This is a genomic window from Stenotrophomonas sp. 63632_Sma (genome assembly GCF_056482875.1).
Genome location: NZ_CM151220.1, coordinates 4444683 through 4459991, shown reverse-complemented (window position 1 = coordinate 4459991; position 15309 = coordinate 4444683). Strand labels below are relative to the sequence as shown.

Annotated in this window: 11 protein-coding genes and 1 pseudogene; 6 read left to right on the top strand and 6 right to left on the bottom strand. The window is 68.2% G+C overall.

Features of this window, described 5'->3' with window-relative positions:
• Positions 1 to 252 precede the first annotated feature (252 nt).
• The 5 genes and pseudogenes from ACZK45_RS20695 (at position 253) to ACZK45_RS20675 (ending at position 4125) form a co-directional block, all read left to right on the top strand.
• Entirely contained in the window at positions 253 to 1596 is a 1344-nt protein-coding gene (locus ACZK45_RS20695; protein WP_478445189.1) for a chloride channel protein, read from the top strand.
• Positions 1593 to 2255, top strand: a complete 663-nt coding sequence (locus ACZK45_RS20690) for a hypothetical protein (RefSeq protein WP_125895468.1) — start codon at positions 1593 to 1595, stop codon at positions 2253 to 2255. Before ACZK45_RS20695 ends, ACZK45_RS20690 begins: the two co-directional genes overlap by 4 nt.
• 97 nt (positions 2256 to 2352) lie before the next feature.
• Positions 2353 to 3048 (top strand): annotated as a pseudogene (locus tag ACZK45_RS20685) (double zinc ribbon domain-containing protein).
• Positions 3049 to 3106: 58 nt separating this feature from the next.
• Positions 3107 to 3658 (top strand): HdeD family acid-resistance protein, encoded by a 552-nt coding sequence (locus tag ACZK45_RS20680; protein WP_049461697.1) that lies wholly within the window; start codon positions 3107 to 3109, stop codon positions 3656 to 3658.
• Positions 3655 to 4125 (top strand): SecDF P1 head subdomain-containing protein, encoded by a 471-nt coding sequence (locus ACZK45_RS20675; RefSeq protein WP_478445188.1) that lies wholly within the window; start codon positions 3655 to 3657, stop codon positions 4123 to 4125. The genes ACZK45_RS20680 and ACZK45_RS20675 overlap by 4 nt, the downstream gene beginning before the upstream one ends.
• Positions 4126 to 4176: 51 nt before the next feature.
• Here ACZK45_RS20675 and ACZK45_RS20670 read toward each other — a convergent pair whose 3' ends face one another.
• The 6 genes from ACZK45_RS20670 to ACZK45_RS20645 form a co-directional block, all read right to left on the bottom strand.
• Positions 4177 to 5955: an MFS transporter gene (locus ACZK45_RS20670; protein WP_478445187.1), complete on the bottom strand. Its 1779-nt coding sequence runs from the start codon at positions 5953 to 5955 to the stop codon at positions 4177 to 4179.
• 168 nt (positions 5956 to 6123) lie between these two features.
• Complete coding sequence (gene nagA, locus ACZK45_RS20665) at positions 6124 to 7251, bottom strand: N-acetylglucosamine-6-phosphate deacetylase (RefSeq protein WP_478445186.1); 1128 nt, start codon at positions 7249 to 7251, stop codon at positions 6124 to 6126.
• On the bottom strand, positions 7248 to 8024 hold the full coding sequence (locus tag ACZK45_RS20660) for a DeoR family transcriptional regulator (protein ID WP_014038836.1): 777 nt from the start codon (positions 8022 to 8024) through the stop codon (positions 7248 to 7250). The genes nagA and ACZK45_RS20660 overlap by 4 nt, the downstream gene beginning before the upstream one ends.
• A gap of 33 nt (positions 8025 to 8057) precedes the next feature.
• A complete protein-coding gene (locus tag ACZK45_RS20655; protein ID WP_478445185.1) occupies positions 8058 to 9392 on the bottom strand; it encodes a D-tagatose-bisphosphate aldolase, class II, non-catalytic subunit in 1335 nt (444 codons plus the stop codon).
• 16 nt (positions 9393 to 9408) lie between these two features.
• Entirely contained in the window at positions 9409 to 10347 is a 939-nt protein-coding gene (locus ACZK45_RS20650) for an ROK family protein (protein ID WP_478445184.1), read from the bottom strand.
• Entirely contained in the window at positions 10340 to 11494 is a 1155-nt protein-coding gene (locus ACZK45_RS20645; RefSeq protein WP_478445183.1) for an SIS domain-containing protein, read from the bottom strand. Before ACZK45_RS20645 ends, ACZK45_RS20650 begins: the two co-directional genes overlap by 8 nt.
• A gap of 322 nt (positions 11495 to 11816) precedes the next feature.
• Here ACZK45_RS20645 and ACZK45_RS20640 point away from each other — a divergent pair, with 322 nt between their 5' ends.
• On the top strand, positions 11817 to 15176 hold the full coding sequence (locus ACZK45_RS20640) for a TIM-barrel domain-containing protein (protein ID WP_478445182.1): 3360 nt from the start codon (positions 11817 to 11819) through the stop codon (positions 15174 to 15176).
• The last annotated feature ends 133 nt before the right edge of the window (positions 15177 to 15309 follow it).

Here is a 15309-nt window from a genome sequence, read left to right as displayed (position 1 = left end):
GAGCGGTGGCGGCCTTTCGTTGCCGGCGGAGCTGCACCCTCTCCCCAGAGGGCAGCGGCTGCAATGCTACCTCCACGAGGCGCGTTGGACGAACCCGGCAGGAATCGGCCGGCCTTCACGCATGTGGGACGGCGTGCCATTGCTGCCAAAGCATGCGGTTCCCGGCGCGTGAGCGTATTCACCACATCCTGCAAGGCCTTCAGCCACAGTACCCGCTGTCCGCCTTCCTCCGCAGCGTCCAGACTGCCCCGCATGACCGATCTCCACCGCCTCCGCGGCCGCATCACCGCGCTGGTTCTCAGCGAGGCCTGGCGCCGCCGCGCCGCGCTCTGGGGCGGCGCCGTGGCCGTGGCTCTGGTGGCGATCCTGTTCGCCAAGGCCAGCGATGCGGCATTCCATCTATTCCAGCGCATCACCTCGCATTCGCCGTGGTGGGCCCTGCTGCTCACGCCGGGCATCTTCGCGTTGTTGGCCTGGCTGACCTCCGGCGTGCTGAAGCCCACGCGGGGCAGCGGCATTCCGCAGGTCATCGCCGCGTTGGACAAGCCGGATGAGTCGTTCCGCAGGACCAATCTTTCGCCCGCGGTCTCGGCCGGCAAGCTGCTGCTGACCTCGTTGTCGCTGCTGGGCGGCGCGTCGGTCGGGCGCGAGGGCCCGACGGTGCATGTGGGCGCCAGCCTGATGTACCTGTTCGGCCGCTGGTTCGGCTTCAAGGACCCGCGCGAGCTCTCGCACTTCCTGCTGGCCGGTGGCGCGGCAGGCATCGCGGCGGCGTTCAACACGCCGTTGGCCGGTATCGTCTTCGCCATCGAAGAGCTCAGCGGCCGCTTCGAGCATCGTTTCTCCGGCACCTTGCTGACCGCGGTGATCGTGGGCGGCGTGGTGTCGCTGGGCCTGCTGGGCAACTACACCTATTTCGGCCATGTAAGCGCGCGGCTACCGCTGGGCCAGGGCTGGCTGGCGATCCTGCTGTGTGGCGTGGTGGCCGGGCTGCTCGGAGGCTTGTTCGCGCGTGCGGTGCTGGCGAGTGCGGCGGGCCGCCCACGTTGGCTGGGCCAGTTGCGGCAGCGACATCCGGTTCTGTTGGCCGCAGGCTGCGGCCTGGTGGTGGTACTGCTGGCCCTGGTCTTCGGTGAAGGTGCGTTCGGCACCGGCTACGAACAGGCGCGCAGCCTGGTGCAGGGGCAGGCGATGGTGGGCCATGAATTTGGTTTGATGAAGCTGCTGGCCAATCTCGCATCGTACGTGGCCGGTATTCCCGGCGGCCTGTTCTCGCCGGCGCTGGCGGTCGGTGCCGGCCTTGGCCACAACCTGGCGGTGTTGATGCCTGGCGTGGACCCGCGTGCATTTGTACTGTTAGGCATGTGCGCCTATCTGACCGGCGTCACCCAGGCACCGCTGACCTCGGCGGTGATTTCGCTGGAGCTGACCGACAGCGGCGATCTGCTGCTGCCGATCCTGGCCACGGTGCTGATCGCTCGTGGCGTGTCCGGGCTGGTGTGCCGCGTGCCGATCTATCGCGGGTTGGCGGAGTTGTTGATGATGCCCGCCGTCGCGCCACACTCGCCTCCCAGCGGAAAGGATTTCACGAAATGAGCTACACCATCGCCCCTGAACAGGTCATCGATTACCCGCCCGAGCGCTTGCGCGAGTTCCATGGCAGCGTGGTCGAGTACATCGACAACCGGGTGTTCATGCTGGATCCGGGGCAACTGGTCGGCGAGCCTGCCGCGCAGGCCTACCGGGAGACCGCAGCCGGGATGTTCACCGCACTGGGCTGGCAGGGAGATGGCCGCATCGAGCTGTTGTGGCTGCCTGCCTTCGTTTTCCCGCTGTCGGAGCACATGGCGGATGTCGGAATTGGCGTCTGGCACGTCAAGCAGGACGAAGACGGTATCTCCTACCTGTTATCGCCGGTGCCGATGCCGTTCGAGGCACTGCACAACACGCCACACTGGAAGGAGGTCGGTCAGACGGCAGACCGCAGGCGCGGTGCACTGGGCCGAGCGGTGGATGAAGTCCTGCACTATGTTTGGGATCCAATAGGCATCCAGGCCAATCCGGACTGCCGTGGCGAGTACGCCGCCTATGCAGATCGCATCGAGTCCCAGCTCCTGCGCGGTGCAGGCGAACAGGAACTGTGTATGGCCCTTGCCGGCATGGCGCGCAATGAGATGGGCGTCAATCCGGATGAGTACAGGACCCAGCGTGCCGCCGCCGCCCTGGTGGCTTGGCGGGCATCGCTGCGTGACTGACCCGATGAGACGGCCGACAGCACTGCGTCCGCTTTCCTGACCGTCCGGTGTGGTTGCCGGTGATGGTTCCGGCATCGCTGCGCGGGCAGGTTGGGGTATGCCTCTTGCCTACCTCCCTCTACCGGCGGATTGGCCCGCAGTGCTGCTTCGCGTGCTCCTGCCACTGCGGTGTCTGGTCTGCGGCGACCCGGGCCACGATGATCTTGACCTGTGCCGCGCCTGCCTTGCCGACCTGCCGTGGGCCGGCCGCGCCTGCCTGCGCTGTGCATTGCCGCTGCCCGACAACGCCCTGATCGTCTGCGGCACCTGCCGCGAGGAAGCGCCACCGCAGGCCGCCACCCATGCCAGCCTGTTGTACCTGCCACCGGTCGACCAGCTGCTGGTCCGCTACAAGTTCCATCAGGATCTGGCGGCCGGGCGCCTGCTGGCGCAGTTGATTTAGCGCGCGCCGCCGCCCTGGTGGTGTCCGCCACTGGTGCCGGTGCCGCTGCACAACCGTCGCCTGCGCCAGCGCGGCTACAACCAGGCCGCGGAACTGTGCCGCCTGCTGCCAATGTCGGTCTGGCACGGGCTGTACCGGCGCCGTCATACCGCGCCGCAGTCCGAGCGCAACGCCGAGCAGCGCAGGGAAAATCTCTTCGATGCCTTCGATGTACGTGGGCCGGTGCCCTCGCGGCTGACCGTCGTGGACGACGTGATGACCACCGGCAGCACGGTAATGGAAATCGCCGAGACATTGCGGCTGGTCGGCGTCGAAGACGTGCGTGTATGGGTATGCGCGCGGGCGCCGTGATCGCCCTCTTCATCCCCAGGGGCTAGGATGAGCCCGTTTCCGGATCGAAGGAGTGGCCATGAATTCCCCCTTGTCTCCCCTGTTGTCGGCAGTCGGCCGTAGCTGGTGGATCCTCCTCCTGTACGGCCTGGTTGCACTCGGCTTCGGCATCGTCGCCATCGGCTGGCCGCTGTCTGCAGCCATGGCATTGGCATGGACGCTGGGCGTGATGGCCATCGTTGAAGGTGTCATCAGCCTGTTCGCACTGGTCAGCGGCGGCAGCGGTGCCTCGCGTGGCTGGCTGGCGCTGTATGCCATCGCCTCGCTGGGTTTCGGTATCCTGGCGGTGATCAATCCGCTGGCCACCGCCAGCGTGCTGGTGCTGTTCCTGGCAGCGTGGCTGCTGGTGGCCGGCATCTATCGCATCGTGTTCGCGATCCGCGTGCGCAAGCAGATCCAGGGCGAGTGGCTGCTGATCCTCAGTGGCGTGTTGGCGGTGGTGCTGGGCGTGCTGTTCGCGGCCAACCCGTATGCGGGCGTTGCGGTGACCACGCTGTGGATCGGCATCGGCAGCCTGCTGTACGGGCTGTTGCAGGTGCTGGTGGCGTTCAAGCTGCGGAAGCTGAAGTGAGGGCTGCGCTTCCCCTGTTGCTGGGCATGGCGTTGACCCTGACCGGATGCATGCCGGGCGCTACACCCGGTGTCTTGGCAGGCAAGGATCATGCGCCACGCCCCGGCGTGGATGTGCGCCTGAGTGCGGTCGATGCAGCCGGCAAGGGCACATCGGTGCAGTGGCAGGGCGAGACCCTCGCCCTGCGCGAGCCCCCGATTGCCGGCAGCGCGGATATTGCCGATGTGCGCTATGTGCTGGATGAAGGCAAGCAGCCGGGCCTGCAGATCCGCTATCGGCCGGCGGCGCATCAACGCATCCACGATGGCACGGCAGCACTGGTGGGCCAGCGCGCGGCGATCAGCGTGGACGGCCGCGTGCTGATGGTGGCGACGGTGCAGGGGCCGTTCGGCGAATCGATGATGCTGAGCGGCTTGTCCAGCGTTGCCGAGGCGCGGGAGCTGGCGAAGCACATCACTGGCGAATGACGGGCGCGCCATGAACCCGCGCTGCGCGCGGAGGTCGACCCAGGTCGACCGCTACCGGGCGAACCGGGCCTCGATTTCTTCCAGTGACTTGCCCTTGGTCTCCGGCAGCCAGAACGCGGCCACCAGGAAGAACGCGAAGGTGCAGGCCGCCCAGAACACGAACATGCTGGCGTAGCCATAGTGGCCCACCGTGGGCAGGAAGATCGCGGCGATAGTGGTCGACACGAACTGGTTGATCAGCAGCGCGATGCTCATGCCGTTGGAGCGGATGCGGTTCGGCATCAGCTCGGACAGCGCGAGCCACACGCAGACGCCGGGCCCGACCGCGAAGAACGCGACGAACACCAGGATGCAGGCGGCCACGGCCCAGCCGTGTGCCGGTGGCGGCACCGGGCCGATGCGTGCCTGCTCGATGCGCAGCGGTGCCTGCACGGCCTTGGCCGGGTCGGCGAACGGGTTCAGGTGCAGTTTGCGGAAGAACGCGCCGATCACGCTGTCCGGCTGCACGGTGCCGGCACGCTCGATGCGCAGCTCGCGGTCGGTCAGGTTGTCGCTGCGCAGGGCGCGCACATTGGTGAAGTCGCCGTAGGCGTAGGAGACGGTCAGCTGCATCGGCCGGCCCTGGCTGTCGATGCCATTGCTCAGGCGCTGCCACTGCGCATCATCCAGCACCAGCTGCAGGCCGTCGCCGCTGACCGCCGCCTGCAGCTGCGGCTGCACGTCGGTGCGGCCGCGTTCGGCCTGGAAGAAGAGGGTGGCGGCGGCCAGCAGGGCCACGCAGATGCCGCCACTGCCGAGCATCAGCAGGAACTTGCGGCCCTTGCGGTCGACCAGCAGCAGCGCGACCACGGTCATCACCGCATTGAGCAGCTTGATCGCCACGTCGGCGCCATTGGCCACCGAGCCGGACAGGCCAGCCTGGTTGAGGATGTTCACCGCGTAGGCCAGCACCGAGTTGATGCCGGTGGCCTGGGTGCAGGCCAGCACCACGCAGGCGAGCAGGAACGGCACCACGTAGCGGCGGCTGAGCAGCGGGTCGCGCTTGCCGCTGCCGCTGCTCGATTCCGGTGCCTGGATCTGTGCAAGCGTCGGCTCCACCTCCGAAGCGGGCAGCACGCGCTGCAGGCTGCGGCGCGCATCATCGATGCGGCCGCGACGCACCAGCCAGCGCGGCGATTCGGACAACCAGAAGATGCCGGCGCAGAACAGCAGGCCCGGCGCCAGGCAGGTCCAGAAGATGGTGCGCCAGGCGTGGTCCTTCACCGTGAACAGCTCCTGCGCCTGCTGCGCGACCGGCAGTGAGCGCACGGCTTCGGTGGCGGCATCCACGGCGTGGGCGTGGTACAGGCCGATAAGGGCGGCCAGCACCAGGCCAACGGTCAGCAGCAGCTGGAACATGGCCGCGCCGCGCCCGCGTCGCTCGGGGCTGAGCACTTCGGCGAGGTACAGCGGAATCACCACACCGATCAGGCCACCACTGATGCCCTGCAGCAGCCGGCCGAGCAGCAGGGGCGTGTAGCCGGAGGCCAGTGCCATGATCGGGATTGAGGCGGTGAACAGCAGCCCGGCCAGCAGCATCGCACCGCGGCGGCCGATCAGGTCGGCAATCATGCCGGCGAACAGCGAGGACAGCACGCTGCCCAGCAGCACTGCCGCCACGACGAAGCCGAGCTGCTGGCTGCTGAGCTGCCAGGCGTGGCTGGCCGTTGCCTCCAGGTAGGGCAGGGCGCCGGCGATGATGCCGATGTCGATGCCGTACAGCAGGCCACCGAGGCCGCCGATGAAGAGCAGGTAGCGTACGGGCCAGCGCGGAGCAGTGCTTGCAGTCATCGGCAGTTCCTGTGGTAGCGCCGGGCTATGCCCGGCGACGGTTCGTCGCAGATTGCTTTCTGTAGAGTCGAGCCATGCTCGACTGCTCTTCGTTCCGATATCGAGGTTCCCTGCACCGCGCGTTGCGCGGTGAGTCGAGCATGGCTCGACTCTACAAAAACGCAGATATCAGGCGTTTGCGGCGTTCAAATCAACTACGCGCCCGCCAACCACCACCCGCTGCAGGCGCAGTTCGGCGTCCAGTACCACCAGGTCGGCGCGGGCGTCGGGCGCGATGCGGCCGCGATCGTCCAGGCCCAGGTAGTCTGCCGGGAAGGTGGAAACACGTTGCGAGGCATCGGCCAGCTCCAGGCCCACACGCACTAGGTTGCGCAGCGCCTGGTCCATGGTCAGTGCGCTGCCGGCCAGCGAACCGGTCGCCAGGCGCACGCAGCCGCCACACTTGTGCACGCGCTGCTCGCCCAGCGCGTACTCGCCGTCGGGCATGCCGGTGGCGGCAGTGGCGTCGGTCACCGCGTACAGGCGCGGAATCGCGCGCGCGGCCAGCCGGATCACGCCGGGGTGGATGTGCTGCAGGTCGGGAATGATCTCGGCGTACTGCGCATGTGCCAACGCCGCCGCTGCAATGCCCGGGCGATAGTGATCGACGCCGGTCATGCCGTTGAACAGGTGGGTGAAGCCGGAGGCACCGGCCTGCAGCGCGGCCACGCCTTCCTCGTAGGTACCGGCGCTGTGACCGAGCTGCACGCGGATGCCCATCGCCGAGAGCGCGGGAATCAGCGCGGTGTGCTCACCGATTTCCGGGGCCAGCGTCATTACCCGGATCGGTGCCAGCGCATGCAGCTGCTGCACCAGTGCCAGCGTCGCCTCGATCGTGCGGTTGGGCTGCGCACCCAGACGCTGCGGGCTGATGAACGGTCCTTCCAGATGCACACCGACGATGCTGGCGGCGTCGGCATCGGGTGCCGCCATGGTGGCGGCCACGCCCTGCAGCGCGTACTCGATCTCGTCCAGCCCGGCGGTCATGGTGGTCGCCAGCAACGTGGTGGTACCGAAGCGCAGATGGGTGCGGGCGATGGTTCGCGCCACGTCGCCGCCCTGCATCAGGTCCACGCCGGCCGCGCCATGCACATGCAGGTCGATGAAGCCGGGCAGGATCACCGGCAGCTGCAGGTCGTCAGCGCCGCTGTGGTCATCCACCTGCAGCTGGCGCACCTGCGAATCGAAGTGGACGTGGCCACGCCGCCAACCCAGCGGGGTGAGGATGCGGCCATGCAGGGTGCGGGTGTCGGTCATGCGGTGGGCTCGGCGATGATCACTTCGATGCCCAGCCGCTGCAGCCCCTCACGGGTTGCGTCGTCAATGCCGGCGTCGGTGATGATGGCGTGGATCTGATCCAGCAGGGCGATGCGGTGCAGGCTGACGCGGCCGAACTTGGAGGCGTCGGTCAGCACCACGATACGGCGCGCACGCTCGACCATGCGGTGGTTGAGGCGGGCTTCGGCCTCGTCGTGGGTGGTCAGGCCGAACTGCAGGTCCAGGCCGTCCACACCCAGGAACAGGGTGTCGAAGCTGTACGAGTTGAGGCTGGCTTCGGCCTGGCTGCCCTGCAGCGACAGCGACTGCTGGCGCAGCAGCCCACCGGTCAGCAGCACGGTGATGCCCGCGGCATTGGCCAGTTCCCAGGCGATGTTCAGGCCGTTGGTCATCACCGTCACGTCGCGATGCGCGCGCAGGTGGCGGGCCAGGGTCATCGTGGTCGAGCCGGAATCGATGATGATGTTGTCGCCGGGCTGTACCAGGCGCGCGGCGCGCGCACCGATCGATTCCTTCAGCGGCAGGTTCAGCGCGTCCTTCTCGTGGATGTCCTGTTCCTGCGGCGGCGTGCGCACCAGGGTGGCACCGCCGTGGGTGCGGTTGGCCAGGCCCTGCGACTCGAAGTGGGTCAGGTCGGCACGGATGGTCACCGCCGACACGCCGAAGCGCTCGACCAGATCGGCCACCTGCACCGAGCCGTGCTCGATCAGCAGCTGCAGGATCTGTTGCCGGCGGGAGCGGGTGTTGCGCATGGCCATTCTCGGTTTCGCGGGAAAAGGTAAAGATTAGCCGTTCGCAGCAACGCCGGCAGCCGAGCCCGCGTTCTGCGTGCGGGGGCCGGCCTGGTTGGCGCTGCAGGCGCGGGCGTATTCGCCCAGGCACAGGCCGATACGGTGCTGCACCAGGGCGGTGGGGGTGTTGGCCAGGCGGCCCTCGCGCACGGCGCGGTACTGCTCCGGCAGGTACTGGCTGAGCAGCACCAGCGGCGGCGCATGCTGCTCCAGGTTGCCGAACAGGGTCTGCACCGCCTGCACCAGCGCCGGCTCGCCCCAGTAGTAGCGGCAGCGGTCGCTGAAGGAATAGCTGCGCAGCAGGCGCAGCGCCGCCTCATCGCCCTGGTAGTAGGACTGCCAGTACTTCGGCTGCGCCACCATCACCTCGTCCAGCACCTGCGGCAGGCGCGAGCACTGCGCGGCCGGCAGCAGCTCGGCCTCGATCGCGGCCAGCGCGAACAGTGCTTCGCGGTAGGCGAAGGTGGCCGCCGGGCCGACCTTCAGGATGGCGAAGTGATCGCGCACCAGTGCATGCAGGCCGCTTTCGCGCTGGTAGTCAGTGGAATGCGCTTCGAACACGATGCGCGGCTGCTGTTCGAGGAAGCCGGCCAGCGTGCTGGCGGCTGCGGCATCGTACTCGTGCACGCTGCTGTGGTCGAAGTCCACGCCCGGCTGCACCACCATCGCGATCACGCGCTGCCACGCGTCGCGCAGCTGCGGCGTGTCGAACGCCTGCTGGTGGATGGCCAGGGTCTGCGCGGCGGCGGCCGGCGTGGTTACCTGCAGGCCTTCGGCCAGCGAGGCTTCGCCACCGGGAATCGGCACTTCGGTACCGATCACGTAGACCGGCGGCGGCAGGCCGTGTTCGGCGGCGGTGCGCTCGGCGATTTCGGCCAGCTCGGCCGAACGCGCGGCGACGATGGCATCGGGCAGCGGCACCGGGTCATCGGCGCAGGACATGCTGCAGTCCAGGTGGATCTTGTGGAAGCCGGCGGCGACGTAGGCTTCGATCAGCACGCGCGCGTGGGTCATCGCTTCGGCGGCCGGGCGCTTCTGCCAGGCATTCGGGCCGAGGTGGTCACCGCCCAGGATCAGCCGTTCGCGCGGGAAGCCTTCCTCATCGGCCAGCGTGCCCACGTAATCGCGGTACTGCGGTGGGGTCATGCCGGTGTAGCCGCCGAACTGGTCGACCTGGTTGGAGGTGGCCTCGATCAGCAGCACGGTGCCGTGTGCCAGCGCCACGTGCATGGCCGCGCGCAGCACCTGCTCGTTGCTGCAGCAGACGCTGTACAGGCCGACGTTGGCGCCAGCGCGGTGGGAGGCAAGCAGGGTCTGCAACGGGGACATGGTCAGGCTCCGGACATCAGGAAAACGAGGGTTGGCAGGCGAGCAGGGCAGCACCACGTGCGCCGCCGGCATCGCCAAAGCGTGGCGGCACGATCGGTGGCACCTGCACGCCCTTGAACAGATGGGCGGCGATGGCGGCGGGCAGGTGCTGGTACAGCGGCGCGTACTGCGAAAGACCGCCGCCGAGCACGATCACGTGCGGGTCCAGCGCCAGCACCAGCGCCGCCAGGCTGTGGCCGAGCAGGTCGCGATGGATGTCCAGCGCCTTGCGTGCGCGGGCATCGCCGGCTTCGGCCAGGGCGATCACCGCGCTGGCGTCGGCGGCGCTGCCACCGAGGTGACGCTCGATCATCGCCACGCCACTGCCGGACACATAGCGCTCCACGCAGCCCTGCAGGCCGCAGGCGCAGTCGATCAGCGGCAGGCCGTGGCGCTGCAGCAGATGACCGGGCACGCTCCAGTGGCCCCATTCGCCGGCCAGGCCGTTGAAGCCGGACAGCAGGCGGCCGTGCAGGCAGAAACCACCACCCGCGCCGGTGCCGAGGATGGCACCGAACATGCTGGGATAGCCGTCAGCGGCACCGCAGTGTGCTTCCGACAGGGCAAAACACTGCAGGTCGTTACCGAAATGCAGCGGCCGCTGCAGGCGCGCCTGCAGGTCGGCCGCCACGCTGTGGCCGGTCAACGCCGGCACGTTCGCGCTGAGCTGGCGGCCGCTGCGGCGGTCGCGCACGCCGGGCAGGGCGATGCCGATCGCCGCATCACTGCGGCCCAGCGCGGCATCGGCCTCGGCGACCAGGGTCACCACCGCCTGCAGGAAACCGTCGTAGTCGCCCTGCGGCGTGGCCACGCGGCGGCGCCAGGTGACCTGCATCGCCGCATCGCACGCCACCAGCTCGATCTTGGTGCCGCCGATGTCGATGCCGTAGCAGGCGTGGGCGATCAGCTCAGCCATGGTGGATGGTGACGCCCTTGACCACGCGGTTGACGGTGCCATCCGGGAACGGATTGTCCGGAGTCAGGCCCAGCGCAGCCGAGCGCTGCAGCGCGAACAGCTGCGCAAAGCCCAGCCACACCGGCGCCAGCCACGGATCATCCAGTGCCGGTACGGTGAGGGTGTACTCGTCGTCCGCACCGATGTCCGAATGCGGGCCGATCGCCAGCACCTGGCCGGCCACACCATCGCGGCGCAGTTCTTCCAGCAGGTCCTGTTCGTAGCGGCGCGCCAGCGGCTGCACGCTGCGCAGCACCACCACCAGGGTGTTGCCGTCCAGCGTCGACTTCGGGCCGTGGCGGAAGCCCAGCGGGGTGTTGGCCAGCGCCAGCACGCGGCCGGCGGTCAGTTCCAGCACCTTCAGCGCACACTCGCGTGCCAGCGCTTCCAGCGGGCCGCTGCCGAGGTAGATGATGCGGTTGAACGGGCGCTGTGCCAGCGCGGCCACCGGTGCATCCCACTGCGCATGGCCTTCGCGGGCCAGCGCGGCGATCTGCTTCAGGCGCGCCACACGCGCATCCCACGGCGAACGATCGAACACGGTCAGTGCGGCCAGCAGCATGCAGGTCAGGCTGCTGGTCATGGCGAAGGCACGGTCGCAGCTGGCCGACGGCATCAGCAGGGTGCAGGTATCGGCCCGGCCGGCGCCACGACGGGCCAGTTCGCCATCGGCATTGCAGGTGATGTCGAGGAAGCGCGCGTCATCCACGTCGCTGCGCACGCGGTCCACCGCCGCCACGCTTTCCGGGCTGGAACCGCTGCGGCCGAACGAGACCAGCAGGGTCGGGCGGTCGCGCTGCAGGTACAGCGCCGGGTGGGTCAGCAGGCTGGTGGTGTGCACCACGCGCACATCGGCTGGCCACTGCGCGTTGATCGCATCGGCCACCATCTCGGCAATGAAGCCGGAGCTGCCGGCGCCGGTGAACAGCACGCGCTGGTTGGGATCGTTGAGGCTGTCGCCAAGGAAGGCCTGCAGGCGGTCGCGGGCACGCGACAGGTCCTGTGCGAGGGCGTCCCACAGCGCGGGCTGCTGGGCGATTTCGGTAGCGGTATCGGCTCCGCCAAGGCGCTGCCAGGCGGACACATCGGAAAGCAGGGTGACGTCCATTCGGAGGTTCCAGTTGGGCCAGCGCACCATCTGCGTTTTCTTTCGAAATGTCAAATAGCGAAAGTAAAAAGAAAGAAAATGGCGTGGTGACTTTTCCCGCCCGGGAGTGCTTGGGAAAACGAAAGAACCGGCCGGATGCCGTATCGCACAATGCTTAACAGGCGCCTGCAAGCGCTTACACAAAGTATTGCGGCGCAACAACTTTCGTTTCAATGGAATATATCTTCCTTTTTCCTTTCAATTTGTTGACATCTTTCGAATCGCTGCCCTAGAGTCGGCCCAATCGCTTTCGAAACGCCCGGTGAACGGGTTGGGAGTCCGCGTGGAAATCTGCGTTCGTCGCTCGCCGCTGATGCTGGCCCTGTTGCCGGCATTGATGCTGGCGTCCATGCCGGCCCGGGCCGAGCCCGTCGGCAACCTGCGTTCGGTCAGCGCCAGCGCCAGCCGCGACGGCGTGCAGGGCTGGGATCTGCAGACCGACAAGGGCGCGCGCATCCGCATCGAACTGCCGGCCACCGACATCATCCGCGTGCAGGCCGGCCGCAACGGCACGCTGACCGGCGCCGGCGACAAGGCCGCACCGATCGTGTTGCCGCAGCCCAAGGCGAACGTACAGGCGCAGCTGGAAGAAGACGCGCAGGAAATCCGCGTGCGCACCGATGCACTGGTGCTGCATGTACAGCGGCAGCCGCTGCGCATGCGCCTGGAGCGCTTGGACAACGGCCAACCCACCGCCCTCTGGCAGGAGCTGCAGCCGCTGGACCTGGATGCCACGCAGAGCGTGCAGGTGTTGTCCTCGCAGGCCGATGAAGGCTACTTCGGTGGTGGCCAGCAGAATGGCCGCTACCAGTTCAAGGGCCGCGAGCTGGAGGTGTCCTATTCCGGCGGCTGGGAAGAGGGCGACCGCCCCAGCCCGGCACCGATGCTGCTGAGCAGCCGCGGCTGGGGCATGCTGCGCAATACCTGGAGCGATGGCAGCTACGATCTGCGCGAGGCCGACCAGGCCACGCTGCTGCACCGCGAAGACCGCTTCGATGCGTACTACTTCGTCGGCGCCGACCTGCCGAAACTGATCGAGCGCTACACCCAGCTGACCGGTCGCCCCAACATGGTCGCGCGCTGGGCGCTGTCCTACGGCGATGCCGATTGCTACAACGACGGTGACAACAGCAAGAAGCCCGGCACCGTGCCCGAAGGCTGGAGCGACGGCCCGACCGGCACCACCCCGGATGTGATCGACAGCGTGGCCAAGCAGTACCGCGCCCACGACATGCCCGGTGGCTGGATCCTGCCCAATGATGGTTACGGCTGCGGTTACAAGCAGTTGCCGGAAACGGTGAAGGGCCTGGCCACGTACGGCTTCCGCACCGGCCTGTGGACCGAGAACGGCGTCGACAAGATCGCCTGGGAAGTGGGCAAGGCCGGCAGCCGCGTGCAGAAGCTGGACGTGGCCTGGACCGGCAAGGGCTACCAGTTCGCGATGGACGCCAACCGCCAGGCCTTCAACGGCATCCTCGACAATTCCGATTCGCGCCCGTTCCTGTGGACGGTGATGGGCTGGGCCGGCATCCAGCGCTATGCGGTGGCATGGACCGGCGACCAGAGCAGCAGCTGGGACTACATCCGCTGGCACGTACCGACCCTGGTCGGTTCGGGGCTGTCCGGCATGGCCTACGCCAGCGGCGACGTCGATGCGATCTTCGGCGGCAGCGCCGAGACCTTCACCCGCGACCTGCAGTGGAAGGCGTTCACCCCGGTGCTGATGGGCATGAGCGGCTGGTCGTCGAACGCGCGCAAGCACCCGTGGTGGTACGACGAGCCCTACCGCAGCATCAACCGCGATTACCTGAAGTTGAAGATGCGCCTGACCCCGTACATGTACGGGCTGGTGCACGAGGCTGCGCAGACTGGCGCACCGCCGGTGCGTGGCCTGATGTGGGACAACCCGCGCGATCCGCATGCGCAGGATGAAACCTACAAGTACCAGTTCCTGCTCGGCCGCGACCTGCTGGTGGCGCCGGTGTACCGCAGCCAGGCCGCCAGCCGTGGCTGGCGCCGCGACATCCATCTGCCGGCCGGCGGCTGGATCGACTACTGGGACGGCCGCCGCGTGCAGGCCGCCGCCGATGGCCGCCAGCTCGACCGCCAGGTGGACCTGGCCACGCTGCCGGTGTTCGTGCGTGCCGGTGCGATCCTGCCGATGTACCCGTCGATGCTGTTCGATGGCGAAAAGCCCCTGGATGAAGTGACGTTCGACCTGTACCCGCAAGGGGATTCGCAGTACACGCTGTACGAGGACGACGGCAACACCCGCCGCTACCAGCAGGGCGAATCGAGCACGCAGCAGATCCGCGTGCAGGCGCCGGCGCAGGGCAGCGGCCCGGTGCAGGTGCAGATTGATGCCGTGCAGGGCCAGTACAACGGCCAGCTGGCGCAGCGCCGCTATGGCCTGCGCGTGCTCAGCCGCCAGGCGCCGCGCGCGGTGCAGGCCGGTGGCCGCGCGCTGCCTGCGTTGGCCGATGCCGCTGCGTTGAACAGCGGCAGCGAAGGCTGGTACTTCGATGCCAAGGAGCGCCGCGGCACGCTGCATGTGCGCACGGCCGCGCAGGACATCCGCCAGCCGCTGCAGCTGCAGCTGGACTTCGCAGTCGCTGCCGCAGCCGCCGATGATGCCTATCCGGCCGCGCCGGTGCTGGGCCGCGAACTGCCGGCCGACAGCCTGCTGGTGGTCAATCGCCCGGCCGAAGAACCCGGCCATGCGCTGGAAAATGCCTTCGATGATGATCCGGGCACCTGGTTCCGCAGCGTGCGCAACCAGGCCGTGCGCACCGGTGCGCACGAGTGGGTGATCGGCTTCGGCGAGCGCAGGATGATCGACGGCATCGACATCGCGCCGCGCAACGACAAGAACTGGAAGCACGGCCAGGTACGCGACTACGAGGTCTACCTCGGCGACAGCAATGGCGAGTGGGGCGAGCCGATCGCCCGCGGCCGCCTGCAGCTGAAGGAAGGCGTGCAGCGCATCGACTTCCCGGCCCACGCGGGTCGCCTGCTGCGTTTCCGCGTGCTGAGCGTGCAGAACCCCGAAGGCGACGGCGCCAGCAGCACCGACCCGATGGTGACCGCCGCACAGGGCAGCGCCCGCGCCTTCGATGCATTGCAGCCGCGCGATGTCGGCCCGATCGCCTTGTCCACCTTCCACATTCTTGAACACCAGGAACCGGAGCGACCGGCCCGGCAGCGCTATCTCTCCGAGCTGCCGGTGCCGGCCGCGCTGGCCAGCCAGGTGCGCACCGACCAGTCGTTCCGTGGCGACGCCGGCATGCGCATGAACGGCCTGCAGTTCCGCCGTGGCCTGGGCGTCGGCGCCAACAGCCGCATCGACCTGCGCCTGCAGGGCGGCTGGCACCTGCTGCGTGCCGACCTCGGCATCGACGACGCCTGCCGCACTGCCGGTGGCCTGCAGTTCCAGGTCTGGGGTGACAACCGCCTGCTGTACGACAGCGGCCTGGTGAAGGCGCCCGGCGTGGTCAAGCCGGAGCTGGACATCCGTGGCCTTTCCACCCTGAGCCTGCGCACGCTGGGTGCGCAGGGCAGCCAACCCGCCCAGGTCTGTGCCAACTGGGCCAACGCCGTGCTGATCGGCCAGGAGGGCGACTCCGCCAGCATCGTCGCCCCATGACTCCAACGTAACACCGCTCCTCCCCCCGCCCATTCCGACTACGGCCCTCATGGCCGTGGCCCGGGAGCGTTTTGCCCGCCGAACGCCCACGCGCTCACTTTTTGCGCCGCACCCCTGCCAGGAGAGAACCCCG